Source organism: Bacillus atrophaeus, assembly GCF_039519175.1.
GTDB classification, from domain to species: domain Bacteria; phylum Bacillota; class Bacilli; order Bacillales; family Bacillaceae; genus Bacillus; species Bacillus atrophaeus.
The window spans coordinates 1,141,412-1,165,596 of sequence record NZ_CP154443.1; the positions used below are offsets into that span (position 1 = coordinate 1,141,412).

The window sequence follows — 24,185 nt, forward strand, 5'->3', positions numbered from 1 at the left end:
TAAGGGGCTTTATATACGATTTGCATTTCTGACAGTTTTCATAGATGCCGCAATGTTCCTTGCCGTTCTTTCCATATAATGAGCGGCGTGTTCAAATGCATCAGGAAGTGTAATCACTCCTGGAACGATGCTGAAAAGGGCGTCAATTCCGTGTTCATACACAACATCACTATCTAAGGATAATGATCCCGCAAGCCCAATAACAGGCACATCATATTTCTTAGCCGCTTTGGCCACGCCGATCGGAGTTTTTCCATAAATGGTTTGACTATCGATCCGCCCTTCACCAGTGATAACAAGGTCTGCATCTTTGACTGCATCCTCAAAACCGACAAATTCAAGGACGATATCAATTCCTCTTTTGAGGTCAGCGTCCAGGAAAGCCAGCAAGCTTGCCCCGAGACCGCCTGCTGCGCCGGCGCCCTCTATATCTCTGCAGGATTTTCCAAGGGCTCTTTCTGCGATATCAGCAAAGCGGGACAGGTTCTGATCAAGTAAATGTACCATTTCAGGTGTGGCGCCTTTTTGAGGACCGAAAATAGCTGAAGCCCCTCTAGGTCCTGTTAATGGGTTATCTACATCGCAGGCCACCACAATTTTCACATCTTTTAATCTGGCATCAAGACCGGTCACGTCTATTGAAACGAGTTGCGAGAGTGCACCGCCTCCGGGACCGATATTGTTTCCTGATTGATCCAGAAGCCTTCCGCCCAACGCCTGAACCATTCCAGCTCCCCCATCGTTCGTAGCGCTTCCGCCCACCCCAATAATCAAATGCTTTACACCTGAATCTAGGGCAGCTAATATTAATTCTCCCGTTCCCCTTGTGGAGGTGACTAACGGATTTCTGTTTTCTTCGGGCACAAGATGCAAGCCCGATGCAGCAGCCATTTCGATAACGGCTGTTTTCCCATCTCCTAGTAATCCATAAAATGCTTTCACTGTTTCACCCAGCGGACCTGTGACAAACTGCTCTTTCATGCATCCGTTTGTCGCATCTACCAGTGACTGAACCGTTCCTTCACCGCCGTCCGCCATCGGCAGCTTCCGATATTCGGCATCCGGGAAAACCGTTTTGAAGCCTCTTTCTATGGCGTGAGCAGCCTCCAACGCTGATAAACTTTCCTTAAAAGAATCTGGTGCAATCACTATCTTCATACGATCACCTCTCTCTATAGTCGCAGGACACGTTAACCGAATAGTTTAAAAACGCCGAAGATAAGCGTTGAAATAATCGCAAGCGTTAAACCGATTAAAGATTCATATGGCATCAGTTTTAAGCGTTCCTTTATGTCCATATTAACGCTTCCGGCTGTAGCGTGGAAAAAGCTCCCGTGCGGCAGGTGATCAAGCACGGTTGAGCCTGCATGTATCATTGCCGCTCCAGCCAACGCTGATATCCCCAATCCTAAGATGGTGCTGCTGAAAACACCGCTTGCTACCGCTGTTCCCGCTGTTGTGGAAGCTGTTGCGGCAGACATAAATATGCCTGACACAGGCGCCAATAAAAAAGCTGGCAGACCTGACGAGTTTAATGCACTAATAAAGACATCCTTCAATGCAGAGTTGGAAATGATGCCGGCCAATGTCCCAGTCCCTAACAGCATAATGGCGACACCGGACATTTTACTCAAACCGGAAATGGCATATTCATTGATATTCTTCGTCTTTTTCATTGCAATTGCTCCTATGATTCCGCCTGCTGGCAGGGCAACCATCGGATCAATGCTGATATTACATAATGGCCGCAATGCGAGCAAGATGATCGTGACAAGCGGTGCAATCAATGCTGTTATGAATAAAGGAATCTTTTGATCCGTCATTTCCGTATCTTGGTTCCCCACTGAAGATCCTTTATTAACAAGCCGTTTCGCTAAGAAATATGTAACGGCCAGCCCGAAAATGGCAGGGATAATTCCCGCAGCCATCATAGATGTAAGAGGAACCCCAAAAGCATCAGAAGCGGCAATGGCATTCGGGTTCGGTGACATGATATTCCCCGCTTTACCGCCGCCAATCATGGCCAGTAAAATAGCCGTTTTAGAAAGCTGTGCACGTTTGGCAATAGCCAAAGCAATCGGTGACACTGTAATGACGGCTACGTCTATGAAGACTCCGACGGTCGTTAATATCATCACAGCTATTGATAATGCCAGCAGAGCACGTGATTCTCCAAGTTTTTTGATAATCGTTTCCGCAATCGATAAAGCTGCTCCTGACTCAATCAGGACGCCCGCCAGGACACCTGCAGCCATGATTCTCAAAACTGCCGGGATGATATCTTTCGCGCCTTCCATCATGAAGGCAACAGTATTTGTAATATCCACACCGCCAATCAACCCGCCGATTAAAGCACCCGCAACCATCCCATATGCAGGCGGCACTTTTTTCAAGATGAGTATGATCGCAATGAGTAAGGCACTGACGGCCCCTAAAGCGCTTACGGTAACATCCATGCTCATTCCCCCACCGTGTTTGTTGTGTATTTATTGTAAGCGTTTACTTAAGTAGATACATTGTGAAAGATGATGAAATAAGAGAATGAAATAAGGATGTACATTGTGCATAAGCACAATCAGCTAATGTCATACAAAAGCTTTGCTATGTACAATTCAATCAAGTCCTTTATATTTCGCGGATCTTTGCCAGTCAATTCTTTTATTTTCTCAAGTCGGTACCTTAGGGTATTTCGATGGATAAACAGACTTTCTGCAATTTTGTTTAACTCTCCGCCCTCTTTTATATAGGCTTCCAGCGTATTAACCAGTTCGCCCTTCTTACCTTGCTCCAACAGCTGATGGTAAAAGGAGAAAGCACTTTTGTCCTGCTCTTCCTGAGCCAGTTGTGCCAGTATGACTTCTAATCTGTAATCCTCGTAATGGTAAAAGCCCGCCTCAGGCTGAAGTTTGCTTCCTATGAGAATTGCTCTTTTGGCTTGATAAAATGAAGAACGTAATTCTTTTATGCCTTTAGCCAAGTTTCCGCTTCCGATACGCACGCCATCCAATGTTGTTAACAACCGCTTCAACAAGGGCAATAACTCTCTTTTGATTTCTTTACCCGCTGCCGTTTTCAGAACGACGATTTCATTATTAAACGTAACTCCGATTAAATCAGATTTACTGATTTCATATTGAATAGACCTCATTATGTTTTGAATCGTTATTTCTGTATAATTTGATGGTTTCATGACGATGGCCATTCTAGGCTGTTCTAGATTTATTCCAAGAAATCCGGCCCGTTCTTTTAACCATTCTTCATTCAAACCTTCTTCTGAAATAAGCTGATTCACAATCTCACTCTGTATCCTTTGTTTCCATTGCACTCTCTCCAGCAAAAACGATTGCTCCAATACCAGTTCGGCCGCCATTTTTACAAGCTGGGCATAGTTCTGGATTTGCTCAGGCTCTCCTGTAATACCTACAACACCAACGATTTGGCTGCTAAATCGGATAGGCAAATTGATTCCAGGCCTTGCCCCCTTCATTTTGGCCGCCCTCGATTCATCTATTTCAATATGTTCACCGTTTTTAAGAACGAGAAGAGCACCATCATGGAGCTGATTAATCCTTTCGCTGTCGCCCGAGCCTATGATAACCCCCTTATCGTCCATGACATTTATATTTCTATTCAAAATGTTCATTGTACGCTCAACGATATCCTGAGCCAGCTCATACGTTAAAAATTGCATGCTGCTTTCCCGCCTCCTCCTTCATCTTTTCTCCAATTTACCATAGTGAAGTTGCACAATAAATAAGGCGGCGCGGAATGTATGGAAGATCACAGCTTGAAGAAACGTCTGCCTTTTTTAATGACCTCTGCATTCGAATTTCACCACTGCACCTATGAGGAAATGGGAAAATTTTTAAGAAAAATTAGAAATGAAAGTGTTTGCATAATAGAAAAATTCAAGTTATCATACTTGTATACAAGTATACTCCTTTAGCAGGAAGGTGAGTTTATGCTCGACTCCAAGGATCTGTTGTATCCCGAAAAGTGGCTCTCAAAAGCTTCAACCGGTGTTCGTGTAGCTTGCGAGCTTAGGATGCGTATTATTTCCGGGTTGATTGAAAGCGGTACCATAATATCAGAAAATACAATCGCCGCAGACTTTTCAGTGAGCCGGTCGCCCGTTCGCGAGGCTTTGAAAATACTGGCATCCGAAAAAATCATCCGTTTAGAACGAATGGGAGCAGTTGTAATTGGTTTAACTGAAAAAGAAATAGCAGAAATTTATGATGTGCGTTTACTCATAGAAACGTTTGTATTTGAACGGCTTGTCAAAATAGACACCGATCTATTGGTAAAAGATCTTAGTAAAATTCTTGAAATGATGAAAGTCTCCATAAAATATGAGGACGCGGATGAGTTCTCTTATCAAGATGTGTTATTTCACGAAACGATTGTTCGCGCCATTGATCATTCATACATTCTGATGATATGGAACAATCTAAAACCTGTGATGGAAAGCTTCATTCTTTTATCGATGCGCATGCGATTAAAGGAAAAATATGAAGACTTCTCAAGGATTTTAGATAACCATGAGCTTTATATTCAAGCGATCAAAACAAAGGATAGGGCGCTGATGATTCAATCTCTGCACCAGAACTTTGATGATGTTCAAGAGAAAGTAGACGACCTTTGGTTGTCGCAACAAATGCTGGCTAAAGGAGCTGAACAAAAAAATGACTAATTATATGTTAGGAATAGATATCGGCACGACAAGTACGAAGGCTGTGTTATTCAATGAAAATGGGGTAGTGATACAAAAAGAAAGTATCGGATACCCGCTTCATACACCCGACATATCGACAGCTGAACAAAACCCGGAAGAGATTTTTCAGGCTGTGATACTCTCAACCGCAAAAATCATGCAACAGCATTCACAAAAAAAGATCTCATTTATTTCATTCAGCAGCGCCATGCACAGCGTCATTGCCATGGATGAAAACGATCAGCCGCTAACGCCGTGCATCACGTGGGCGGATAACCGAAGCGAAGGCTGGGCGCATAAGATTAAAGATGAATTAAACGGGCATGAAGTCTACAAACGGACAGGAACACCCATTCACCCCATGGCACCGTTAAGCAAAATTGCCTGGATCACGAATGACCGACCTGAAATCGCTTCCAAAGCAAAAAAATATATAGGGATTAAAGAATTTATTTTTAAAAAGCTATTTGATGAATATGTCGTCGATTATTCTCTAGCTTCAGCGATGGGGATGATGAATCTCAAAGACTTGGATTGGGACGAAGAAGCATTAAAAATCGCAGGTATTACAACGGATCATTTATCTAAACTAGTGCCAACAACCGAGATTTTTCATAACTGCAGCCCGGAATTAGCGAAACAGATGGGAATCGACCCGAAAACACCTTTTGTCATTGGCGCAAGCGACGGCGTGTTGTCTAACCTCGGCGTCAACGCGATTAAAAAAGGCGAAATCGCCGTCACAATCGGGACAAGCGGTGCGATTCGGACAATTATTGACCAGCCGCAAACGGATGAAAAGGGGAGAATTTTCTGCTACGCCTTAACGGAAAATCATTGGGTCATCGGCGGACCGGTTAACAATGGCGGAATCGTTCTTCGCTGGATCAGGGATGAATTTGCTTCTTCAGAAATCGAAACAGCGACAAGACTCGGAATTGATCCGTATGATGTGCTGACCAAAATTGCCGAACGTGTAAGACCGGGTGCTGATGGATTACTGTTCCATCCATACCTCGCCGGTGAACGTGCTCCTTTATGGAATCCTGATGTACGCGGCTCATTTTTCGGTCTGACTATGTCCCATAAAAAAGAACATATGATTCGAGCGGCATTGGAAGGCGTCATTTACAATTTATACACTGTCTTTTTAGCGTTAACGGAATGCATGGACGGTCCTGTTACACGGATTCAAGCGACTGGGGGCTTTGCAAGATCTGAGGTTTGGCGTCAAATGATGTCGGATATATTCGAATCCGAAGTAGTCGTTCCGGAAAGCTACGAAAGCTCATGTCTCGGTGCCTGCCTCCTAGGCCTGTACGCTACAGGAAAAATCGAGTCGTTTGATGTCGTTTCTGACATGGTCGGAAGCACTTACAGACATACGCCAAAAGAAGAATCAGCCAAAGAGTATAGAACATTAATGCCGATATTCATTAATTTATCTAGGGCATTAGAAAATGAATATACACAAATTGCAAATTATCAAAGAGGCTTAATCACACACAAATAGATAATGAAGGGGAGGCGTCATTCATGCCGTTAATAATTGTCGCAATTGGAATCTTAGCATTACTATTTTTGATTATGGGCTTAAAATTAAATACATTTATTTCCTTAATTGTCGTATCGTTCGGCGTTGCGTTAACACTTGGAATGCCATTTGATAAAATCGTCAGCTCCATCGAAGAAGGAATAGGCGGAACACTCGGGCACATCGCATTAATCTTCGGACTCGGCGCCATGCTGGGCAAGCTGATCGCAGATTCAGGCGGCGCACAGCGTATTGCGATGACGCTCGTCAACAAATTCGGTGAAAAAAATATTCAATGGGCAGTCGTCATTGCCTCATTCATTATCGGTATTGCTTTATTCTTTGAAGTTGGTTTGGTCCTATTAATTCCGATCGTATTTGCGATTTCAAGAGAAATAAAGATTTCTATCTTATTCCTCGGTATTCCGATGGTCGCGGCGCTATCCGTCACACACGGCTTCCTGCCTCCGCACCCGGGACCAACGGCGATCGCCGGAGAGTACGGTGCAAACATCGGTGAAGTGTTATTGTACGGCTTCATCATCGCTGTTCCGACGGTGCTTATCGCAGGGCCTTTGTTTACAAAGCTCGCTAAAAAACTAGTCCCTGAGTCATTTGCAAAAACCGGAAATATTTCGTCACTAGGCACACAAAAAACATTCAAGCTTGAGGAGACACCAAGCTTTGGAATCAGTGTATTTACAGCGATGCTTCCAATTATCATCATGTCGATCGCTACGATTATCGATTTGCTTCAAGAAACAATAGGATTTGCGGATAACGGTGCACTGGCATTCATCCGTTTGATCGGGAATGCATCGACTGCCATGGTCATCTCCTTATTAGTAGCTGTCTATACAATGGGAATTGCACGTAACATTCCAATCAAAACCGTGATGGACTCTTGTTCAACAGCCATCACACAAATTGGAATGATGCTCTTGATCATCGGAGGCGGCGGCGCCTTCAAACAAGTATTAATTAACGGCGGTGTCGGCGACTACGTAGCCGATTTATTCAAAGAAACGGCTTTATCGCCTATCTTACTTGCCTGGCTTATCGCGGCGATCCTGCGTATTTCCTTAGGATCAGCCACCGTTGCTGCATTAAGCACAACGGGACTTGTGATTCCATTGCTGGGACAGTCCGATGCCAATCTTGCATTAGTGGTGCTTGCAACCGGCGCGGGAAGCGTCATCGCTTCACACGTCAATGACGCAGGCTTCTGGATGTTCAAAGAGTATTTTGGTTTAAGCATGAAAGAAACATTCGCAACATGGACATTACTGGAAACGATTATTTCAGTTGCAGGATTAGGGTTTATTTTATTACTCAGTGTATTTGTATGAAATTGATGAAGGAGCTGTAATACATGTTCAATACAATTGGTGTCATAGGCTTAGGCGTGATGGGCAGCAATATCGCCTTAAACATGGCCAGTAAAGGGGAACGGGTCGCCGTCTATAATTACACGAGGGATTTAACGGACCAGCTCGTACAGAAGCTTGACGGACAGTCTGTCAATCCGTACTATGACCTTCAGGATTTTGTTCAATCGTTAGAAACACCAAGAAAAATCTTTCTGATGGTGACTGCGGGCAAACCGGTAGATTCCGTAATCCATTCGCTGATTCCTTTGCTTGAAAAAGGCGATGTCATCATGGATGGCGGAAACTCTCACTACAACGAAACGGAACAAAGATATGATCAGTTAAAAGAGAAGGGAATCGGCTATTTAGGAATCGGCATTTCCGGCGGCGAGGTCGGCGCTTTAAAAGGCCCATCCATCATGCCTGGCGGAGATCAAGATGTCTATGAAAAAGCCGCTCCCATCCTGACTAAAATAGCAGCACAAGTAGGAGATGACCCTTGCTGTGTGTATATCGGACCAAAAGGATCGGGTCATTTTGTAAAAATGGTGCACAACGGGATTGAGTATGCAGACATGCAGCTGATCGCAGAAGCCTATACATTTCTAAGAGACACATTGCGTCTGCCGCTCAATGAAATCGCTGACATTTTTGAAGAATGGAATCAAGGTGAACTGAAAAGCTATTTAATCGAAATCACAGCAGAGATTTTAAGGAAAAAAGATGAACGGACAGACGCCCCGCTGATCGATGTCATTCTTGATAAAGCAGGCCAAAAAGGCACAGGAAAATGGACGAGTATGCAAGCTATTGATAACGGCATTCCGTCATCCATTATCACGGAATCACTGTTCGCCCGTTACCTATCTGCATTAAAAGATGAACGGGTTGCGGCTGAACAAATCTTAGCCGGTCCAGAGACCGAAGAAAAGCACTTCGATAAAAACCTGTGGATTGATTACGTGAGACAAGCCTTATACATGGGAAAAGTATGCGCCTACGCACAAGGCTTTGCTCAATACAAAATGACGTCTGAGCTTTACGGGTATGACTTGCCGTTAAAAGACATCGCCCTTATTTTCCGCGGCGGCTGCATCATACGTGCAGAATTTCTAAACATCATCAGCGAAGCATTCCAAGAACAACCGGACCTACCAAACCTGCTCATCGCACCATATTTCTCAGAAAAGCTCAAAGCCTACCAAACAGGCCTGAGAAAAGTGGTGTGTGAAGGAATCAACGCCGGCATCTCGTTCCCATGCTTGAGTACGGCTCTATCTTATTACGATGGCTACCGCACAGGACGTTCCAACGCGAATATATTACAGGCTCAGCGTGATTACTTTGGTGCTCATACGTATGAACGGACGGATATGGATGGGTTTTTTCATACGGAATGGTCATGAAGAGTATGTAACAAAAGCTGGCAAACCGGACTTAAAAAGGTCCAGTTTGCCAGCTTTTTTAAATTCATGGAGGTGAAAAAAACTTCTCTTCCGACTTCATTTCGGCAAAGACACGTTCAATCATTTTTTCTTATTTTCAAGTACGGCGAAAGTGATCAAACTGCATTTTCACACCCCAATGTCACTTCTAATTGAGAATAAGCCATGATAAATTTCAACATCCTTGATAGAACAAAATAGACCAATCATTACCAGCATTTCCTCGTCATAAGTACAAAAAGCAAAAATAATCTAGGTGTTTCCCCTTGACAAAAAATAAATGTTATTTAATAATTCATATATAATTAGAATTATTATTGAAAGCTAAAGTTTATACTTTATGCTTTTTAATATTCTCAAAATCACATTTAGGAGGAACATAAATTATGTCTCTAATTGGAAAAGAAGTACAACCATTCGCAGCGAAAGCTTACAAAAACGGTGAATTCATCGATGTAACAAACGAAAGCCTAAAAGGTCAATGGAGCGTATTCTGCTTCTACCCAGCAGATTTCTCTTTCGTATGTCCGACTGAACTTGAAGATCTTCAAAACCAATACGCAGCCCTAAAAGAACTTGGTGTTGAAGTATACTCTGTTTCTACAGATACTCACTTCGTACACAAAGGCTGGCATGACAGCTCTGAAAAAATCGGCAAAATCACTTACGCTATGATCGGTGACCCATCTCAAACGATCTCTCGTAACTTTGATGTACTTAACGAAGAAGAAGGTCTTGCTGACCGCGGTACATTCATCATCGATCCGGATGGCGTAATCCAAACTGTTGAAATCAATGCAGGCGGTATCGGCCGTGACGCAAGCAACCTAGTAAACAAAGTAAAAGCAGCTCAATATGTTCGTCAAAACCCAGGCGAAGTTTGCCCGGCTAAATGGGAAGAAGGTTCTGAAACACTTACACCAAGCCTTGACCTAGTAGGTAAAATCTAAGGAGTGCATTCCATTGGTACTTGAAGCAAATATCAAAGCACAATTAAATCAATACATGCAGCTAATTGAGAATGACATTGTTCTCAAAGTGAGCGCAGGTGAAGATGACACCTCTAAGGATATGCTGGCTCTCATTGATGAGCTGGCTTCCATGTCATCGAAAATCACTGTTGAAAAAGCTGAATTGAACAGAACGCCAAGCTTCAGCGTGAATCGCGTCGGAGAAGACACTGGCGTCACTTTCGCCGGTATTCCTCTTGGACACGAATTCACTTCTTTAGTGTTGGCATTGCTGCAAGTGAGCGGCAGACCGCCTAAGGTAGATCAGAAGGTCATTGATCAGGTGAAGAAGATCAGCGGTGAGTACCGCTTTGAATCTTATATCAGCCTGACATGCCACAACTGCCCTGATGTTGTACAAGCATTAAACATGATGAGCGTGCTGAACCCGAACATCACTCACACCATGATTGACGGTGCGGCGTTTAAAGAAGAAGTCGAAACCAAAAACGTCATGGCAGTGCCAACTGTTTACTTGAATGGCGAAACTTTCGGAAGCGGACGTATGACCCTCGAAGAGATTCTTGCGAAAATGGGCAGCGGCGCAGATGCATCTGAGTTTGCTGACAAAGATCCTTACGACGTTCTTGTTGTCGGCGGCGGACCTGCCGGCGCAAGTGCAGCCATTTACACGGCTCGTAAAGGAATCCGCACAGGTGTTGTCGCTGAACGCTTTGGCGGACAGGTTCTCGACACCATGAGCATCGAAAACTTCATCAGCGTAAAAGCAACTGAAGGACCGAAGCTTGCTGCAAGTCTTGAAGAGCACGTGAAGGAATATGATATTGATGTCATGAACCTTCAGCGCGCAAAACGACTTGAGAAAAAAGATCTGTTCGAACTTGAACTCGAAAACGGTGCTGTCCTAAAAAGTAAAACAGTCATCCTTTCAACAGGTGCCCGCTGGCGCAATGTCAACGTACCTGGTGAACAAGAGTTCAAAAACAAAGGTGTCGCTTACTGCCCGCACTGTGATGGCCCATTGTTTGAAGGCAAAGACGTAGCTGTTATCGGCGGCGGAAACTCTGGTATCGAAGCAGCGATTGATCTTGCAGGTATTGTCAATCACGTCACTGTGCTAGAGTTCGCGCCGGAACTGAAGGCAGACGAAGTCTTGCAAAAACGTCTCTACAGCCTGCCAAACGTCACTGTACTAAAAAACGTACAAACAAAAGAAATCACAGGCGATCAGAGCGTAAACGGCATCACATACGTAGACCGCGAAACAGGCGAAGAAAAACACGTTGAACTCCAAGGTGTATTCGTCCAAATCGGTCTCGTGCCAAACACTGAATGGTTAGACGAAACCGTTGAACGCAACCGCATCGGCGAAATCGCAGTCGACAAACGCGGCGCAACAAGCGTTCCTGGTTTATTCGCTGCCGGTGACTGTACAGACGGTCCTTATAACCAAATTATTATTTCGATGGGATCAGGTGCAAGTGCCGCTTTAGGCGCGTTTGATTATTTGATCCGCAATTAATACAAAAGCCGCCATATTACCTGATTGGCGGCTTTTTTGATATGTCTGCGTTGAATTAAGAAGGCAGTATTTCTTCTAAACAATCCTCGCTGATTTTATAAGCTTTTGGTCTTCTGCTCACCAGCTCAACAAATCCTTGCTGCTCTAAATAATCCATTACGCGGCTAACCAAAGATAAAGCCGGCATACTGCATGCAGTACACCGGCTTGTTAATGATTAGAGATTTAAGGAATCACCATTTAATATGACTCATCAGGTCCTTCTTTTTTTGTTTCCTCTAGTCCAATATAAAATAAATAATAAAATAAACCATAGAGGAGTCAGCAACAAGGCCGGGCGAGTTGCATCCGCAAACAGCATAATCATGAGAATGACAGCAAACAGCGCCAGAACAACGTAATTGATAAACGGCGCAAATGGCGCTTTGAATGTTGATCTTGAGTGTAATGGCGGACAGGTTTTCTTGTATCTGATATGACAAACAAGAATCACACCCCACACCCAAATAAAACAAATCGCGCTAATGGTTGTCACGATGCCAAAAGCTTGTTCCGGTATCAGTTTGCTTAAAAGAGCTCCCGCTGAGAGGACAATAACCGATACCCATAACGCGTTACTCGGCACATGATTTTTATTCAGCTTCGCAAAATTGGCCGGGCCCTGTTTCGTTTTGCTTAAATTGTACAGAATCCGGCTTGTTGAAAACATCCCGCTGTTACAAGCAGAAGCGGCTGATGTTAATACAACAAAATTAATGATACCCGCAGCAAGCGGAATACCGACTAAGCTGAAGGTTTTCACAAAAGGACTTTCGGCAGCATTCAATTCCGTCCATGGGTTAATACATAATAGGACGATAAGCGCGCCGACGTAGAAAAATAGAATCCGCAAAGGAATTTTATTAATAGCCGATGGAATATTTTTTTTCGGATTTGATGTTTCCGCCGCCGATACACCTACTAATTCCACACCGACATATGCAAAGATCACCATTTGGAAAGAAAGCAAAAAGCCTGAAAATCCGTTTGGAAACAAGCCGCCATGCTCCCAAAGATTTGTAACCGAAACCGTTCCTGTGTGGGTCTTGAATCCGATCACCAGCAAAATAACACCAATCACAATTAATGCGAGAATCGTAATGACCTTTATTAAAGCAAACCAAAACTCCAATTCTCCAAAAAGCTTGACCGTTAATAGATTGAACCCTAATAAAATGAGTAAACAGATAAGTGCAGGGATCCACTGCGGAATATCAAACCAATATTTCACATATACACCGACGGCAATCACATCCGCCATAGCCGTCATAATCCAGCAAAACCAGTAAGTCCAGCCGGTGACAAACGAGGCCCGCGGTCCCAGATACTCCTCGGCAATATCTGTTAACGATTGATACCCCGCTTTAGATAACAGCAGTTCTCCCAGCGCCCGCATCACGAAAAAAAGCGCCATACCTACAATGAAATACGCAAAGATGATAGAAGGACCCGCCAATTGAATCGCCTTACCGGAGCCTAAAAATAAACCGGTGCCAATCGTCCCGCCAATGGCGATGAGCTGTACATGCCGATTGGACAAGTCCCTCTTTAATTCTCGCTGTTCCAAATCAAACTCCTCCTTACCTCTTTATTGTGAAACGACGAGCAATAAATAAAACCCATAAAAAAAAGAGATTGGATGTCCTCCAATCTCGTGGTCATAAGAATAACAAATCATATTTGTGCGCTGACAATCATCAGCACGACAAATACATATTCGGTACTCTTCTGTCCTTTTGCCTGAGATTGTGAACCCTTCGGCGCCGCGGAATCTCCGCGGTCTCTCCAGAAGCTGCTCCTGCTATAGTGTGACCCACAGCAATCATAGCTTGCTACTTATTGAATTTTTTCGATAGAAACAACAACTATCAGATAACTTTTTATTTTAATAGGGATTGGGTGGTTTGTCAATGGTGATTTTTATTTCATAATTAGAAGTATTTAATCAAAAAATAGTTTTAGATAAAAGAAAAAAATCTGTTTGCCTTGGGGGAGTTTTTTCATGGCTGGAAGATGGTACTCAAAAGAAGAAAAACGAAACATACTTTCAGAATGTGATCAGGGAAATGCTTCGGTGAAAGAAAATATAGCATTCATACCGAAACAATTCGTGAATGAGCACATTTTTCATTATTTAATAATTTAAGGGTTTAACAAGCGGATTGTCTCTGTTAGTATGGCAACCAAAGGAGGAGGATAAATTATGCAAAGCATAATGAAGCTAACCACAGGTAAACTGGCAGCCTTGGTATTCCTAGTAGGTGCCTTAGCCCTCTTGGTTTTACCTAATGCTGCAGATGCCGCAGAATCCCAAGCTACATATGAAGTTGAAAACCTCAACAATAGTGAGCTAAAGATGACGTTCGATCGTGCAGAAGTCCGTATTGACGCTGAAGGTAATGCAACACTAAAAGATCATGTAACGGGCGAAGAGCAAGTTCTCCCTAAAAGTTCAACTGACAAAAATGGTGATCCTAGAAGGTGATCGAAATATACAAAATCATCATTCCTTCAATAATAGCCATATTTGTCCTATGGATTTTATTACAGATTTCACTCGATATGAGCATCTTTAAGAATCAATGAATTATTTTATCGTATTCATTATCTTCTTTCTCTTTATGAAGATGGTGAAAGACAATTGATGAAAGCTAAAAGACACAGCACGTCACCTGGATGATATCGTACACACAAAAAGCTACTTCAACGTGAAGTAGCTACCTTTTGTTAAATACCCATTTTGATCCATCTAGTTTTAGAAAATCGAAGAATAATTACGTTTATGATAATAATTGAAATTAAATATATAAAAATATATAAAATATCATTAATCCCAAGTGTCATATGATCAGATTGCAACACTCTTTCTATTCGGTGGTACATGGTGTTACCTGCCTCAAAAGGAGCAATAAAACCAAACGTTTTATTGCTTATAGCTACTAAAATAACAGAAGTAATCCAATAAACTATACTAACACCTATACTAGTTAATATATTAGAACTTAACATACTTATGGTTCCAATGATTAAAATATACTGCAATATAACTGCAGAAAATAAGAATAGCATTAATGTAAAATGGGAAAAATCATGGTACATCAACGATATGATGAGCAGACTAAGCGCTATAAACGCAAAACATTCCAAAAATAAAACAGCTATCTTTTTATAAAAGAAGGTATAGATGTTTTCTCCAATTAATTTATAAAAGAGAATATTTTTATTTGAATACTCTCTATTGATAAAGAAAGCTATAACAAATGAAAATAACATCAAACCAAATTGAGTGGCAACGGTATAGGAGCTAAAGAAAAACATCTCAGATGTAACATTGCTGACTTTATCGATTCCAATAAGCAAAAAATACCCCAGTAAAAATAAAAAAACGACCATAGATCCTAATATAATAAAAACTTTGTTGCTCATACTTTTTTTTAACTCTAATTTCATCTTATGCCCCCACTGTTCCATTACTCATTTATATACACTTCAATTAACTTTTCCACTGAATCACATTTATGGATTTTTTGATCATGAAATATATAATTATCCCCATCTATCGCCTTTAAATCAGACAAATCGTGTGTAATATTAATGATAATCTTCTCTGGGTTCTCCTGGATATACTTTTTCAGAAAACGATGAATTTCCATAACCGTTTTTTTGTCTAATGAATTTGTTATTTCATCTAAAACAATAATATTTTTATCCTCTAGTAAAAAGCTAAGCAATTTTAATTTTTGCTTTTGCCCATCACTTAAATTTTTGATAAGAACTTTACCATCTATATTATCAAGATTAAGTAATTGAGCAATCTTATTTATCATTTCTGCATCAAACTTTTCACTCAAAAAGTTTAATAAAAAGTCCTTAGAAACATCATGAGGTATATTCGACGAGCTAGATATTAAAGAAACATTTTGACGAATATCTCTATCGACTCGTTTGCTATTATTTAATAAAAAGTCTTTAGCAAGCTGTGATTTACCGACTCCATTTTTTCCGACTATATGATTGATTTTCCCATTCGAAAAATGTAAGTCCGTGTTCTGAAGTAACGTTTTACCTTTCACTTTTAAAGTATAGTTCGCTATATTCATATACATACTCCTAGGAAATATTTGAATTTTCAAGGTGCCTCTTTCGTTTCCGGTTCGGAACTGTAAGAAATGTTTTTTGATGATTAATTTGGAGATCTTTTACTCTATTTTACAATATATAACACTCAATGTACAACAACGGCAGTTTCCTTAAGGCAATTCTTTACAAGATAATTGACAAACAAGCCAAATAAATGGATCGTCAATACCATCTCTATACATATTGATAACAAGAATAAAGAGGATACTGAACCTTTCAGCCTAAGCCCTCGACTAAATAACATCCTCCGTAGATTTTTTTAGCTCTAGCCGCCTTAATCTTTCTCTCTTTTTTCTGCTTTTTCTTTATCTCGCTCATCTCGGCCCTCTTTCCCTCATTTTAATTGTCTCTAAAAGGAGTTATGCGTTACTATCGTATAAGGGTCCAATGATTAAAAATAATGTCATACTTTTAAATTCACCTTATCATGCAAATGCTCATAAATAGGGGTTTATTCTAAAAAGGGGATGGACGATTTTGGAAAGCAAGTACCTAGATCTACTCGCACAAAAATACGATTGTGAAGAAAAAGTGGTAACGGAAATCATTAATTTGAAAGCGATACTGAACCTGCCAAAAGGCACCGAGCATTTTGTCAGTGATTTGCACGGGGAGTATCAGGCATTCCAGCACGTGCTGCGTAATGGTTCAGGAAGAGTAAAAGAGAAGATACGCGATATTTTCAGCGGTGTCATTTATGATAGAGAAATTGATGAATTAGCAGCATTAGTCTATTATCCGGAAGACAAACTGAAGTTAATCAAACATGACTTTGATACGAAAGCAGCATTAAACGAGTGGTATAAAGAAACGATTAACAGAATGATTAAGCTCGTTTCTTATTGCTCCTCCAAGTATACCCGCTCCAAATTACGCAAAGCACTGCCTGCTCAGTTTGCTTATATTACTGAGGAGCTGTTATACAAAACAGAGGAATCCGCCAACAAAGAACAATATTACTCTGAAATCGCAGATCAGATCATTGCACTTGGCCAGGCCGATAAGCTGGTCACCGGTCTTGCTTACAGCATTCAGCGATTGGTGGTCGACCATCTTCATGTTGTCGGCGATATTTACGACCGCGGACCGCAGCCGGATAAGATCATGGAAGAACTGATCAACTATCATTCTGTGGATATTCAGTGGGGCAATCACGATGTCCTTTGGATAGGTGCCTATTCCGGTTCCAAAGTATGCTTGGCCAATATTATCCGTATCTGTGCCCGCTATGACAACTTGGATATTATTGAAGACGTGTACGGCATCAATTTGAGACCGCTGCTGAACCTTGCCGAAAAATATTACGATGATAATCCTTCTTTCCGTCCAAAAGCAGACGAAAACAGACCAGAGGCTGAGATTAAGCAAATCACAAAAATTCATCAAGCGATTGCGATGATCCAATTCAAGCTTGAGAGTCCGATTATCAAGAGACGGCCGAACTTTAATATGGAGGAACGGCTGTTACTAGAGAAGATTGATTATGATAAAAATGAAATCACGCTGAATGGAAAAACATATCAACTGGAAAACACCTGCTTTGCAACGATTAATCCGGAACAGCCAGATGAGCTATTAGAAGAAGAAGCAGAAGTCATGGACAAGCTGCTATTCTCTGTCCAGCATTCCGAAAAGCTGGGCCGCCATATGAATTTTATGATGAAAAAAGGCAGCCTTTATTTAAAATATAACGGCAATCTGTTAATTCATGGCTGTATTCCTGTCGATGAAAACGGCAATATGGAAACAATGATGATAGAGGATAAACCGTATGCGGGCCGTGAGCTGCTCGATGTATTTGAGCGGTTCTTACGGGAAGCGTTTGCCCACCCGGAAGAAACCGATGATCTGGCGACAGATATGGCCTGGTATTTATGGACAGGCGAGTATTCCTCCCTCTTCGGAAAACGTGCAATGACCACATTTGAGCGGTATTTCATCAAAGAGAAGGAAACGCATAAAGAGAAGAAAAACCCGTATTATTATTTACGCGAAGACGAGGCAACCTGCCGAAACATCCTGGCAGAATTCGGCCTCAATCCAGATCATGGCCATATCATCAACGGCCATACACCAGTAAAAGAAATCGAAGGAGAAGACCCAATCAAAGCAAACGGAAAAATGATCGTCATCGACGGCGGCTTCTCCAAAGCCTACCAATCCACAACAGGCATCGCCGGCTACACGCTGTTATACAATTCCTACGGCATGCAGCTCGTCGCCCATAAACACTTCAACTCCAAGGCAGAAGTCCTAAGCACCGGAACCGATGTCTTAACGGTGAAACGATTAGTGGATAAAGAGCTTGAGCGGAAGAAAGTGAAGGAAACGAATGTTGGTGAGGAATTGCTGCAGGAAGTTGCGATTTTGGAAAGTTTGCGGGAGTATCGGTATATGAAGTGAGGAAATATAGAGTTCAGAGATGACATTCTCTGGACTCTTTTTTATGGTTTCTCATTTAGCACAGCAAATTGCTAACAAGGTCTGGTTATCTGCTCGTTCGCTAGTACGTAAATAATACCAATACAAATATAAGAGGACGTTATTTTTACGAACACAAATATGAAAAAGTTAAATGATCCGCTATCAACCAACTCCCAAAGAAGATTATCATGACATTATTTATAAACATGATAAAGAAGGATAGGAGCCGATGCATACTTCTTCTCGTTTAAGACTTTTGATGATAATAGAACCTTAAATCATACAACCTGAACTAATCAAAGTCATATTAGATCAACTTCTCGTAATAGTTAAGGGTACTTCAAGAAATACCAAACAATATAAGTTCAGCTTCTTATTAATAAAATTTCGATTGAGAAACAAAAGGACGTGTAAGAGTGATTAATAAAAATAATTCGTTTTTGATTTTACAGAAGTCAACATATCCAAGACCTTTATACTTATATACAAGCTATAGCGTGTAACGGATAACGCTGATTTTTCACAGCCATTACCCGTGCCAGACAATAAAAACCACCTTATTTATGGTACGGTTCTTCGTGATAAATCTAAATGAAGATTTTTAGGTTGGTGTAAAACGGCCTTTATTAAATCGAATTTATGGATTTAATCCTTTTTTACATAATTGGTTATTCAATACTTATTATAATAATTTTAATACAATGGGCAAAAATAGAAAAGATATTCCTAAAAGATTTGAAATGAGGTGAATTGGTAAATGCAGTTAAAGTATAAAAACTTTTTTTCAATTCTTGGTCAATGGGTTTTCTTTGGAAGCATAATTGGTATAGTTGTCGGTTCGACAACAAATTTTCTTTTAGAGACAAATGATTATCTAGGAGATGATATACGAGCAAAAAGAGATTGGCTTATCTTCCTTCTCCCCTTTGGAGGAATTATCATAGGATACATATATATGAAATACGGAAAGGTATTTTTGAATAATACTTTGAATGACACTGCTGAATTAAATAATCTCGTGATAGACTCAGTTCATAGAAAAAAAGAGGTTCCGCGGAGAATGGGACCTATCGTCTATTTCGGGACTTTTATCACGGTCCTTTTTGGCGGTTCAACAGGAAGAGAAGGTGCAGCTGTCCAAATGGGAGGAAGTGTAGCTGCAGCGGTCAACAAATTTTTTAAGGTAAACAGATTCGACAAGAAAATTTTAATTATAAGCGGTATAAGTGCTGGTTTTGGGGCTGCCTTTGGAGCACCCATAACTGGTGCTGTTTTTGGCATGGAAATGGCGGCTTTAGGAAAGCTGAAATTTGAAGCACTTGTTCCTTGTCTTGTGGCTAGCTTTGTTGGTCACTATATAACTACAGCAGCTTGGGGACATAAACACGAAGAATTTATTATACAAACCGTACCGGAAATATCATCTATTACGTTTTTAAAAGTTATTCTTATAGCAGTCATTTTTAGCCTGATAAGTGTTTTCTACTGTCAGTTGAGGCACGGAATACAAAATTTCTCTGAGAAACTTTTTAAGAAAAATCATATGAAAAGAGCCTTCTTTGGAGGAATTGTCATTGTGGGATTAACTTTAATTGTTGGTTCACAAGACTACAATGGCCGGGGATTACAAATGCTGCAACAATCTTTTTCAGAAGAGGTGCCGCCTTTTGCTTTCCTGGCCAAGCTGGTATTTACTGCGGTAACCCTAGGGAGCGGCTTTGTCGGCGGGGAAGCCATCCCTTTATTTTTTATCGGGGCAACATTAGGTAATGCCTTACACACGTTCATTGACTTACCTATGTCATTTCTCGCCGCTTTAGGCTTAATCGCGGTTTTTTGCGGAGGCGCGAATACTCCTATAGCTGCTTTCCTGCTGGCAATGGAGATGTTTGATGGGAAAGGGTTAGAGTACTTTTTTGTTGCTTGTTTAGTCAGCTATCTATTCTCAGGACATCATGGGCTCTGGCCTTCTCAGAAAATATATGATCCTAAGAGCAGGTTATATAATCTTCCCCAAGGAGAAACCATAGAAAATGTAGAAAAAAGGAAAAAAAGCACTAAACAAAATTGATTGTTCGGAAAGGGGATTGCTTATGGATTTTCACTTCATATGGAAAGCTATTGTCGTTGTCGTAGGAGGAGTCATAATTTTGAGGTTAGCAGGAAGAAAATCAATCTCACAGCTTACGGTAGCTCAGACTGTCATGATGATAGCAGTCGGATCATTGATTATTCAACCTGTGGGTGACAGGAACATCTGGATTACAATGGTGATTACATTTTTGATGGTAATTACACTTCTTTTTATTGAGTATATCGCTTTGAAATACAATGTTTTTGAGACATTTGTTTATGGAAAATCACTTCTAGTAGTCGAAAACGGCCAAGTTAATGAAAGCAATTTAAAAAAACTGCGGTTAACTGTTGATATGCTTGAAGTACGAATGAGGCAGCAGAACATTCAGCATTTTACTGACTTACAATGGGCTACAATAGAACCGAACGGTCAGTTAGGGTATATCTTAAAGTCTGATAAACAATATGCTACTAAGGAGGATATTCAGATGCTCAAATCGCTGATTGAATCAAACCAATCTCATCCTCAGAATGGAACATCAAAAACTCAAACAATCGTGTCAGATAACATATTTACTGAGGTCAAAAACAGAAAACATAAAGAAAAACCTAAAGAGAATCTGGATTAAGAGCAATTATAAATATTTCAACTTGAATGTGATTTGGAGTTCGATCGCGTCTTTCCTCTTGGAGATAAAACAGGAAAACGGAATATTGTTTTCCTGTTATGTCAATTTCTAAGCATTTAAAAACCAACTGCACAGATTACCCTCAGCTAAATTTACCCTTCTCATTCCTCATTTACCTATGATAAGGCTCCCCACGATTAATCCGAAAAGCCCGATAAATCTGCTCTACCAGAATCAACCGCATCAACTGATGAGGAAACGTCATTTTCGAGAACGACAGCTTTTCATCCGCTCGCTTCATCACCGCGTCACTCAATCCGAGTGATCCGCCGATGACGAAGGTGACTTTGCTCTTTCCATAAGTAGCCAGCTTATCTATTGTATCGGCTAGTTCTTCGGATGTTTTCATTTTTCCTTCGATGGCGAGGGTGATGACGTGGGCGTCGGGGCTGATTTTTGATAAGATGCGGTCGCCTTCGCATAAGTCCTAAGCACCGGAACCGATGTCTTAACGGTGAAACGATTATTGAATAAAGAGCTTGAGCGAAAGAAAGTAAAGGAAACGAATGTTGGTGAGGAACTGCTGCAGGAAGTTGCTATTTTGGAGAGTTTGCGGGAATATCGGTATATGAAGTGAGGGATATGGGGTTCAGAGGGGACATTCTCTGGACTCTTTTTTATTGTTTCTCATTTAGCACAGCAAATTGCTAACAAATCTCGTTATCTACTCATTCATGGGCGTAAATAATACAATACTAAATATTGGACGACGGAAAAAGAAAGATCGAAGCCGGAACAGACGCTGTGTTTTGAAGGGAAGTGCGCACTTCTTTAATAGGGTCTGCGATACAATTTTCGAGCATGTTTATCCATTTGCTGTTGCGTTAGAGCCGGTGCTACTTCTTCAAGTTATAGACTTTTGATGATAATAGAACCTTAAATCATACAACTTGACTACTCGAAGTCATATATTAGATCAAATTCTCAACGTTTCAACTTCTAATTAATCAAAATTACGATTGAGCAAATAAAAAGATGTTCAAGAGTCGTTAAAAAATTCAATTCGATCTTGATTTTACAGAAGTCAACATATCAAGACCTATACTAATAATAGACATGCTATTAATTTGAAACGGATAACGATGATTTTTCACACAGCCATTACCCGTTCCAAAAAATAAAATACGATTGTACTTATAACTTTTTTTCTTTATTTATGGTATCACCATAACTAGTTTAAGTATGTTTTCCTTTTGATTATATTTATTCAACTGAGCATGACTTAGCATAGAAATTAAATTTATTCATAGCATCATATACTGTACCTAACGCATAATAACCTTCCTTAGATCGATCAACACATCCTATTAATGGTGAAGATAAAAACTGCAACATTTCAGCAATTTCTTCTAATGAAGGCGGTGTATCAAACCTATTATCATTTCTTAAAGTTCTATATATGTCTTTTTCTTGTAACAAACCTTCGGTCACAGGATCATTACTTTCCGCAACAAGACACTCCATAACAGATTGTAGTAGTTTCCCAGATCTTTTAATTTCTCTCCTTTCGACTTCTAAACAACTAATATCAACTTTGCCTGCTTGTGAAAATATATTTTTATAAGCATTAGCTTGCAATGGAATTTGAGAATGGGATCTAATTAATTTTTCCAGCGAATCAATATCTATCAAAACTACTTTATGTTCTATTGCTCGTTTAACTAAACGTTCTCCTTGAAAAGAATACCCTACAACCGCAATATAATCAGCTGAGTGTAGTTTCTTATGCTCTTTTAATGTATCAAAATTTATTTGTCCTTCTGAGACTACACCTGATTGTGTTGATTTTGCATCGACGGTTACAGTATATGAATATTTCGGAATACTTGGAGAATGTATTAACACATCCGTTTTACCTGCTCCACCAAGCCAAGTTGCATTAAAGCCTAAGGTTGAAAAAGCACCTGTAATAGCTTTCTCAAATCTTGCAGGGTTTGAAGAGTCTTTTGAAGCCAAACGAGGTTCGGTTAAATATTCATTTACTACTGAATAGTTATTTTCACTTTGATTGTTTTCAATCTCACTTTTAATTTCTATATCTATTTTTTGTTGTATTAAAACTTTTTTTAGGATATTTTTTGCTCTTTGCGTTAAACAATATTTACCCGGGCTTTCTTCTTGAACGAGTAACGCACATTGCATAATATTTAGTCGCTTTCTGATCTCCTCTATTCTTTCAGTCTCAAATCCATAAGATACCTTTGCGATTACAGCTAGTTCTTTAACAGATAAACTTTCTTTTTCTAATTCCTTTAACATTTCAAATATAAATAATACTTTTGCATGTAAACAGAAAACTAAATCTAAAGCTGATTTAGTAGTTAACCATTTTTTCGCTATTTCTGTAGCCTCATACAAATTTCTAGACTTTCGTTCTAAAAAATCAATATTGGTTAAAGTTGTAACAAAAGAATTTGCCGAAGAAACTGATATATTAAAGGTTTCCTTTGAATAATTCAAAAAGGATTCCTTATCAACAGTCGAATACATTAATTGAATGTATCCATTAAATGTATTACATACTTCAGAAATATTTCCTGGGATATAGCCTATAGACGGCTTTCTGGATTTAAGTTGTTCTTGACTCTTTTGAATTAACTCTTCTGCCCAAAAAGAAACGGGAATGTCAGTTTCTATAGTTGTCGGGTCTCCAATGATTTCTATTTCTTCGGGCTTTACATAACTAATATTTTTTATAAATTCCTTTCCTTTTTCAGTCAAGCAATAAGTATTTTTAAAATCATTAAAATTCACTAAACCTAATTGTCTGAACCACGTCAATCTATTACCAACTTCGGACTTGGTATCCCAATTTAATTTATAGTCTTTATTAGCTGTATTTAATAACTCCATAGTAGTTAATGGTTTATCAAGTTTTACAAGAAGTTCACCAATAAATCTAACATTAGCGCAAAATAAAGCTGTTAAGTATAAATCATCCTCAGACTCTAAATATCGTTTGCTTTCCTCTGATATTTTCCATATACCGTCTTCTTTATAGATTAGACCAATAGGTCTTAACCATCTACATAAATTTTCTAGCGTTGCTTCACTGGTACTTCCTTTAAACTTCATTTTTGTGCCATATGGAACTTTATTCACTAACGCTTTTAAAATTTCTCTTAAAACAACAGGCTGCCCCATGTCACTTCTGGGGATCTTCGGCAGTGAAAATACTTTTGCATTCCATTCCCTATGTTTGGGGTAATTTTTTGGATCAATTAAAAACATTTATCTCACCTTCCAAACTAAAATACCAAT

16 protein-coding genes, 4 pseudogenes and 1 riboswitch are annotated in these 24,185 nt (G+C 40.2%); of the genes and pseudogenes, 12 read left to right on the plus strand and 8 right to left on the minus strand.

Annotated features, from left to right (window positions below):
- Window positions 1-9: 9 nt before the first annotated feature.
- The 3 genes from AAHT65_RS05880 to AAHT65_RS05890 all read right to left on the minus strand — a co-directional run bounded on the left by AAHT65_RS05880 (window position 10) and on the right by AAHT65_RS05890 (window position 3,691).
- Entirely contained in the window at window positions 10-1,158 is a 1,149-nt protein-coding gene (locus tag AAHT65_RS05880; RefSeq protein ID WP_343311129.1) for a glycerate kinase, read from the minus strand.
- Window positions 1,159-1,190: 32 nt separating this feature from the next.
- Window positions 1,191-2,456 carry a GntP family permease gene (locus AAHT65_RS05885; protein WP_343311130.1) on the minus strand — a complete coding sequence of 422 codons (1,266 nt, stop codon included), beginning with the start codon at window positions 2,454-2,456 and terminating at the stop codon, window positions 1,191-1,193.
- Window positions 2,457-2,575: 119 nt separating this feature from the next.
- Window positions 2,576-3,691, minus strand: a complete 1,116-nt coding sequence (locus AAHT65_RS05890) for a sugar diacid recognition domain-containing protein (protein WP_343311131.1) — start codon at window positions 3,689-3,691, stop codon at window positions 2,576-2,578.
- Window positions 3,692-3,961: 270 nt separating this feature from the next.
- On the opposite strand from AAHT65_RS05890, the gene AAHT65_RS05895 reads away from it, so the two are divergent.
- The 6 genes from AAHT65_RS05895 to ahpF all read left to right on the plus strand — a co-directional run bounded on the left by AAHT65_RS05895 (window position 3,962) and on the right by ahpF (window position 11,556).
- Window positions 3,962-4,693 (plus strand): GntR family transcriptional regulator, encoded by a 732-nt coding sequence (locus tag AAHT65_RS05895; protein ID WP_343311132.1) that lies wholly within the window; start codon window positions 3,962-3,964, stop codon window positions 4,691-4,693.
- Window positions 4,686-6,227: a gluconokinase gene (gene gntK, locus AAHT65_RS05900; protein WP_199680008.1), complete on the plus strand. Its 1,542-nt coding sequence runs from the start codon at window positions 4,686-4,688 to the stop codon at window positions 6,225-6,227. Before AAHT65_RS05895 ends, gntK begins: the two co-directional genes overlap by 8 nt.
- Window positions 6,228-6,250: 23 nt before the next feature.
- Window positions 6,251-7,597: a gluconate permease GntP gene (gene gntP / locus AAHT65_RS05905; protein ID WP_010790481.1), complete on the plus strand. Its 1,347-nt coding sequence runs from the start codon at window positions 6,251-6,253 to the stop codon at window positions 7,595-7,597.
- Window positions 7,598-7,620: 23 nt separating this feature from the next.
- Window positions 7,621-9,024, plus strand: a complete 1,404-nt coding sequence (gnd, locus tag AAHT65_RS05910) for a decarboxylating NADP(+)-dependent phosphogluconate dehydrogenase (protein ID WP_343311133.1) — start codon at window positions 7,621-7,623, stop codon at window positions 9,022-9,024.
- Window positions 9,025-9,449: 425 nt separating this feature from the next.
- Window positions 9,450-10,013 (plus strand): alkyl hydroperoxide reductase subunit C, encoded by a 564-nt coding sequence (gene ahpC / locus AAHT65_RS05915; protein WP_003326173.1) that lies wholly within the window; start codon window positions 9,450-9,452, stop codon window positions 10,011-10,013.
- 13 nt (window positions 10,014-10,026) lie between these two features.
- Entirely contained in the window at window positions 10,027-11,556 is a 1,530-nt protein-coding gene (gene ahpF, locus AAHT65_RS05920) for an alkyl hydroperoxide reductase subunit F (RefSeq protein WP_343311134.1), read from the plus strand.
- A 253-nt stretch (window positions 11,557-11,809) separates the two neighbouring features.
- Here ahpF and AAHT65_RS05925 read toward each other — a convergent pair whose 3' ends face one another.
- Entirely contained in the window at window positions 11,810-13,162 is a 1,353-nt protein-coding gene (locus AAHT65_RS05925) for an amino acid permease (RefSeq protein ID WP_094233080.1), read from the minus strand.
- Window positions 13,163-13,313: 151 nt separating this feature from the next.
- Window positions 13,314-13,394: riboswitch (glycine riboswitch) on the minus strand.
- 404 nt (window positions 13,395-13,798) lie between these two features.
- Here AAHT65_RS05925 and AAHT65_RS05930 point away from each other — a divergent pair.
- A pseudogene (locus tag AAHT65_RS05930) lies at window positions 13,799-14,071 on the plus strand (Pathogenicity island protein); the annotation flags it as partial.
- A 14-nt stretch (window positions 14,072-14,085) separates the two neighbouring features.
- A pseudogene (locus AAHT65_RS05935) lies at window positions 14,086-14,240 on the plus strand (hypothetical protein).
- Between the two features lie 82 nt (window positions 14,241-14,322).
- Here AAHT65_RS05935 and AAHT65_RS05940 read toward each other — a convergent pair.
- Window positions 14,323-15,045 (minus strand): peptide ABC transporter permease, encoded by a 723-nt coding sequence (locus tag AAHT65_RS05940; protein ID WP_343311135.1) that lies wholly within the window; start codon window positions 15,043-15,045, stop codon window positions 14,323-14,325.
- Window positions 15,046-15,065: 20 nt separating this feature from the next.
- The gene (locus tag AAHT65_RS05945; protein ID WP_343311136.1) at window positions 15,066-15,695 is read right to left on the minus strand and encodes an ATP-binding cassette domain-containing protein; all 630 of its coding nucleotides are present in this window, start codon (window positions 15,693-15,695) and stop codon (window positions 15,066-15,068) included.
- 517 nt (window positions 15,696-16,212) lie between these two features.
- On the opposite strand from AAHT65_RS05945, the gene fbp reads away from it, so the two are divergent.
- From fbp to AAHT65_RS05960, 3 genes are all read left to right on the plus strand, one after another.
- Complete coding sequence (gene fbp / locus AAHT65_RS05950; RefSeq protein ID WP_343311137.1) at window positions 16,213-18,138, plus strand: fructose-1,6-bisphosphatase; 1,926 nt, start codon at window positions 16,213-16,215, stop codon at window positions 18,136-18,138.
- 778 nt (window positions 18,139-18,916) lie between these two features.
- On the plus strand, window positions 18,917-20,230 hold the full coding sequence (locus AAHT65_RS05955) for a voltage-gated chloride channel family protein (protein WP_343311138.1): 1,314 nt from the start codon (window positions 18,917-18,919) through the stop codon (window positions 20,228-20,230).
- Window positions 20,231-20,309: 79 nt separating this feature from the next.
- Window positions 20,310-20,864 carry a DUF421 domain-containing protein gene (locus AAHT65_RS05960; RefSeq protein ID WP_253295022.1) on the plus strand — a complete coding sequence of 185 codons (555 nt, stop codon included), beginning with the start codon at window positions 20,310-20,312 and terminating at the stop codon, window positions 20,862-20,864.
- 172 nt (window positions 20,865-21,036) lie between these two features.
- Here AAHT65_RS05960 and rlmH read toward each other — a convergent pair.
- Window positions 21,037-21,342: pseudogene (gene rlmH / locus AAHT65_RS05965) on the minus strand (23S rRNA (pseudouridine(1915)-N(3))-methyltransferase RlmH); the annotation flags it as partial.
- Window positions 21,343-21,348: 6 nt separating this feature from the next.
- Here rlmH and AAHT65_RS05970 point away from each other — a divergent pair.
- Window positions 21,349-21,501 (plus strand): annotated as a pseudogene (locus AAHT65_RS05970) (fructose-bisphosphatase class III); the annotation flags it as partial.
- A 626-nt stretch (window positions 21,502-22,127) separates the two neighbouring features.
- On the opposite strand, the gene AAHT65_RS05975 reads toward AAHT65_RS05970, so the two are convergent.
- Window positions 22,128-24,155 (minus strand): hypothetical protein, encoded by a 2,028-nt coding sequence (locus AAHT65_RS05975; protein WP_343311140.1) that lies wholly within the window; start codon window positions 24,153-24,155, stop codon window positions 22,128-22,130.
- Window positions 24,156-24,185 lie beyond the last annotated feature (30 nt).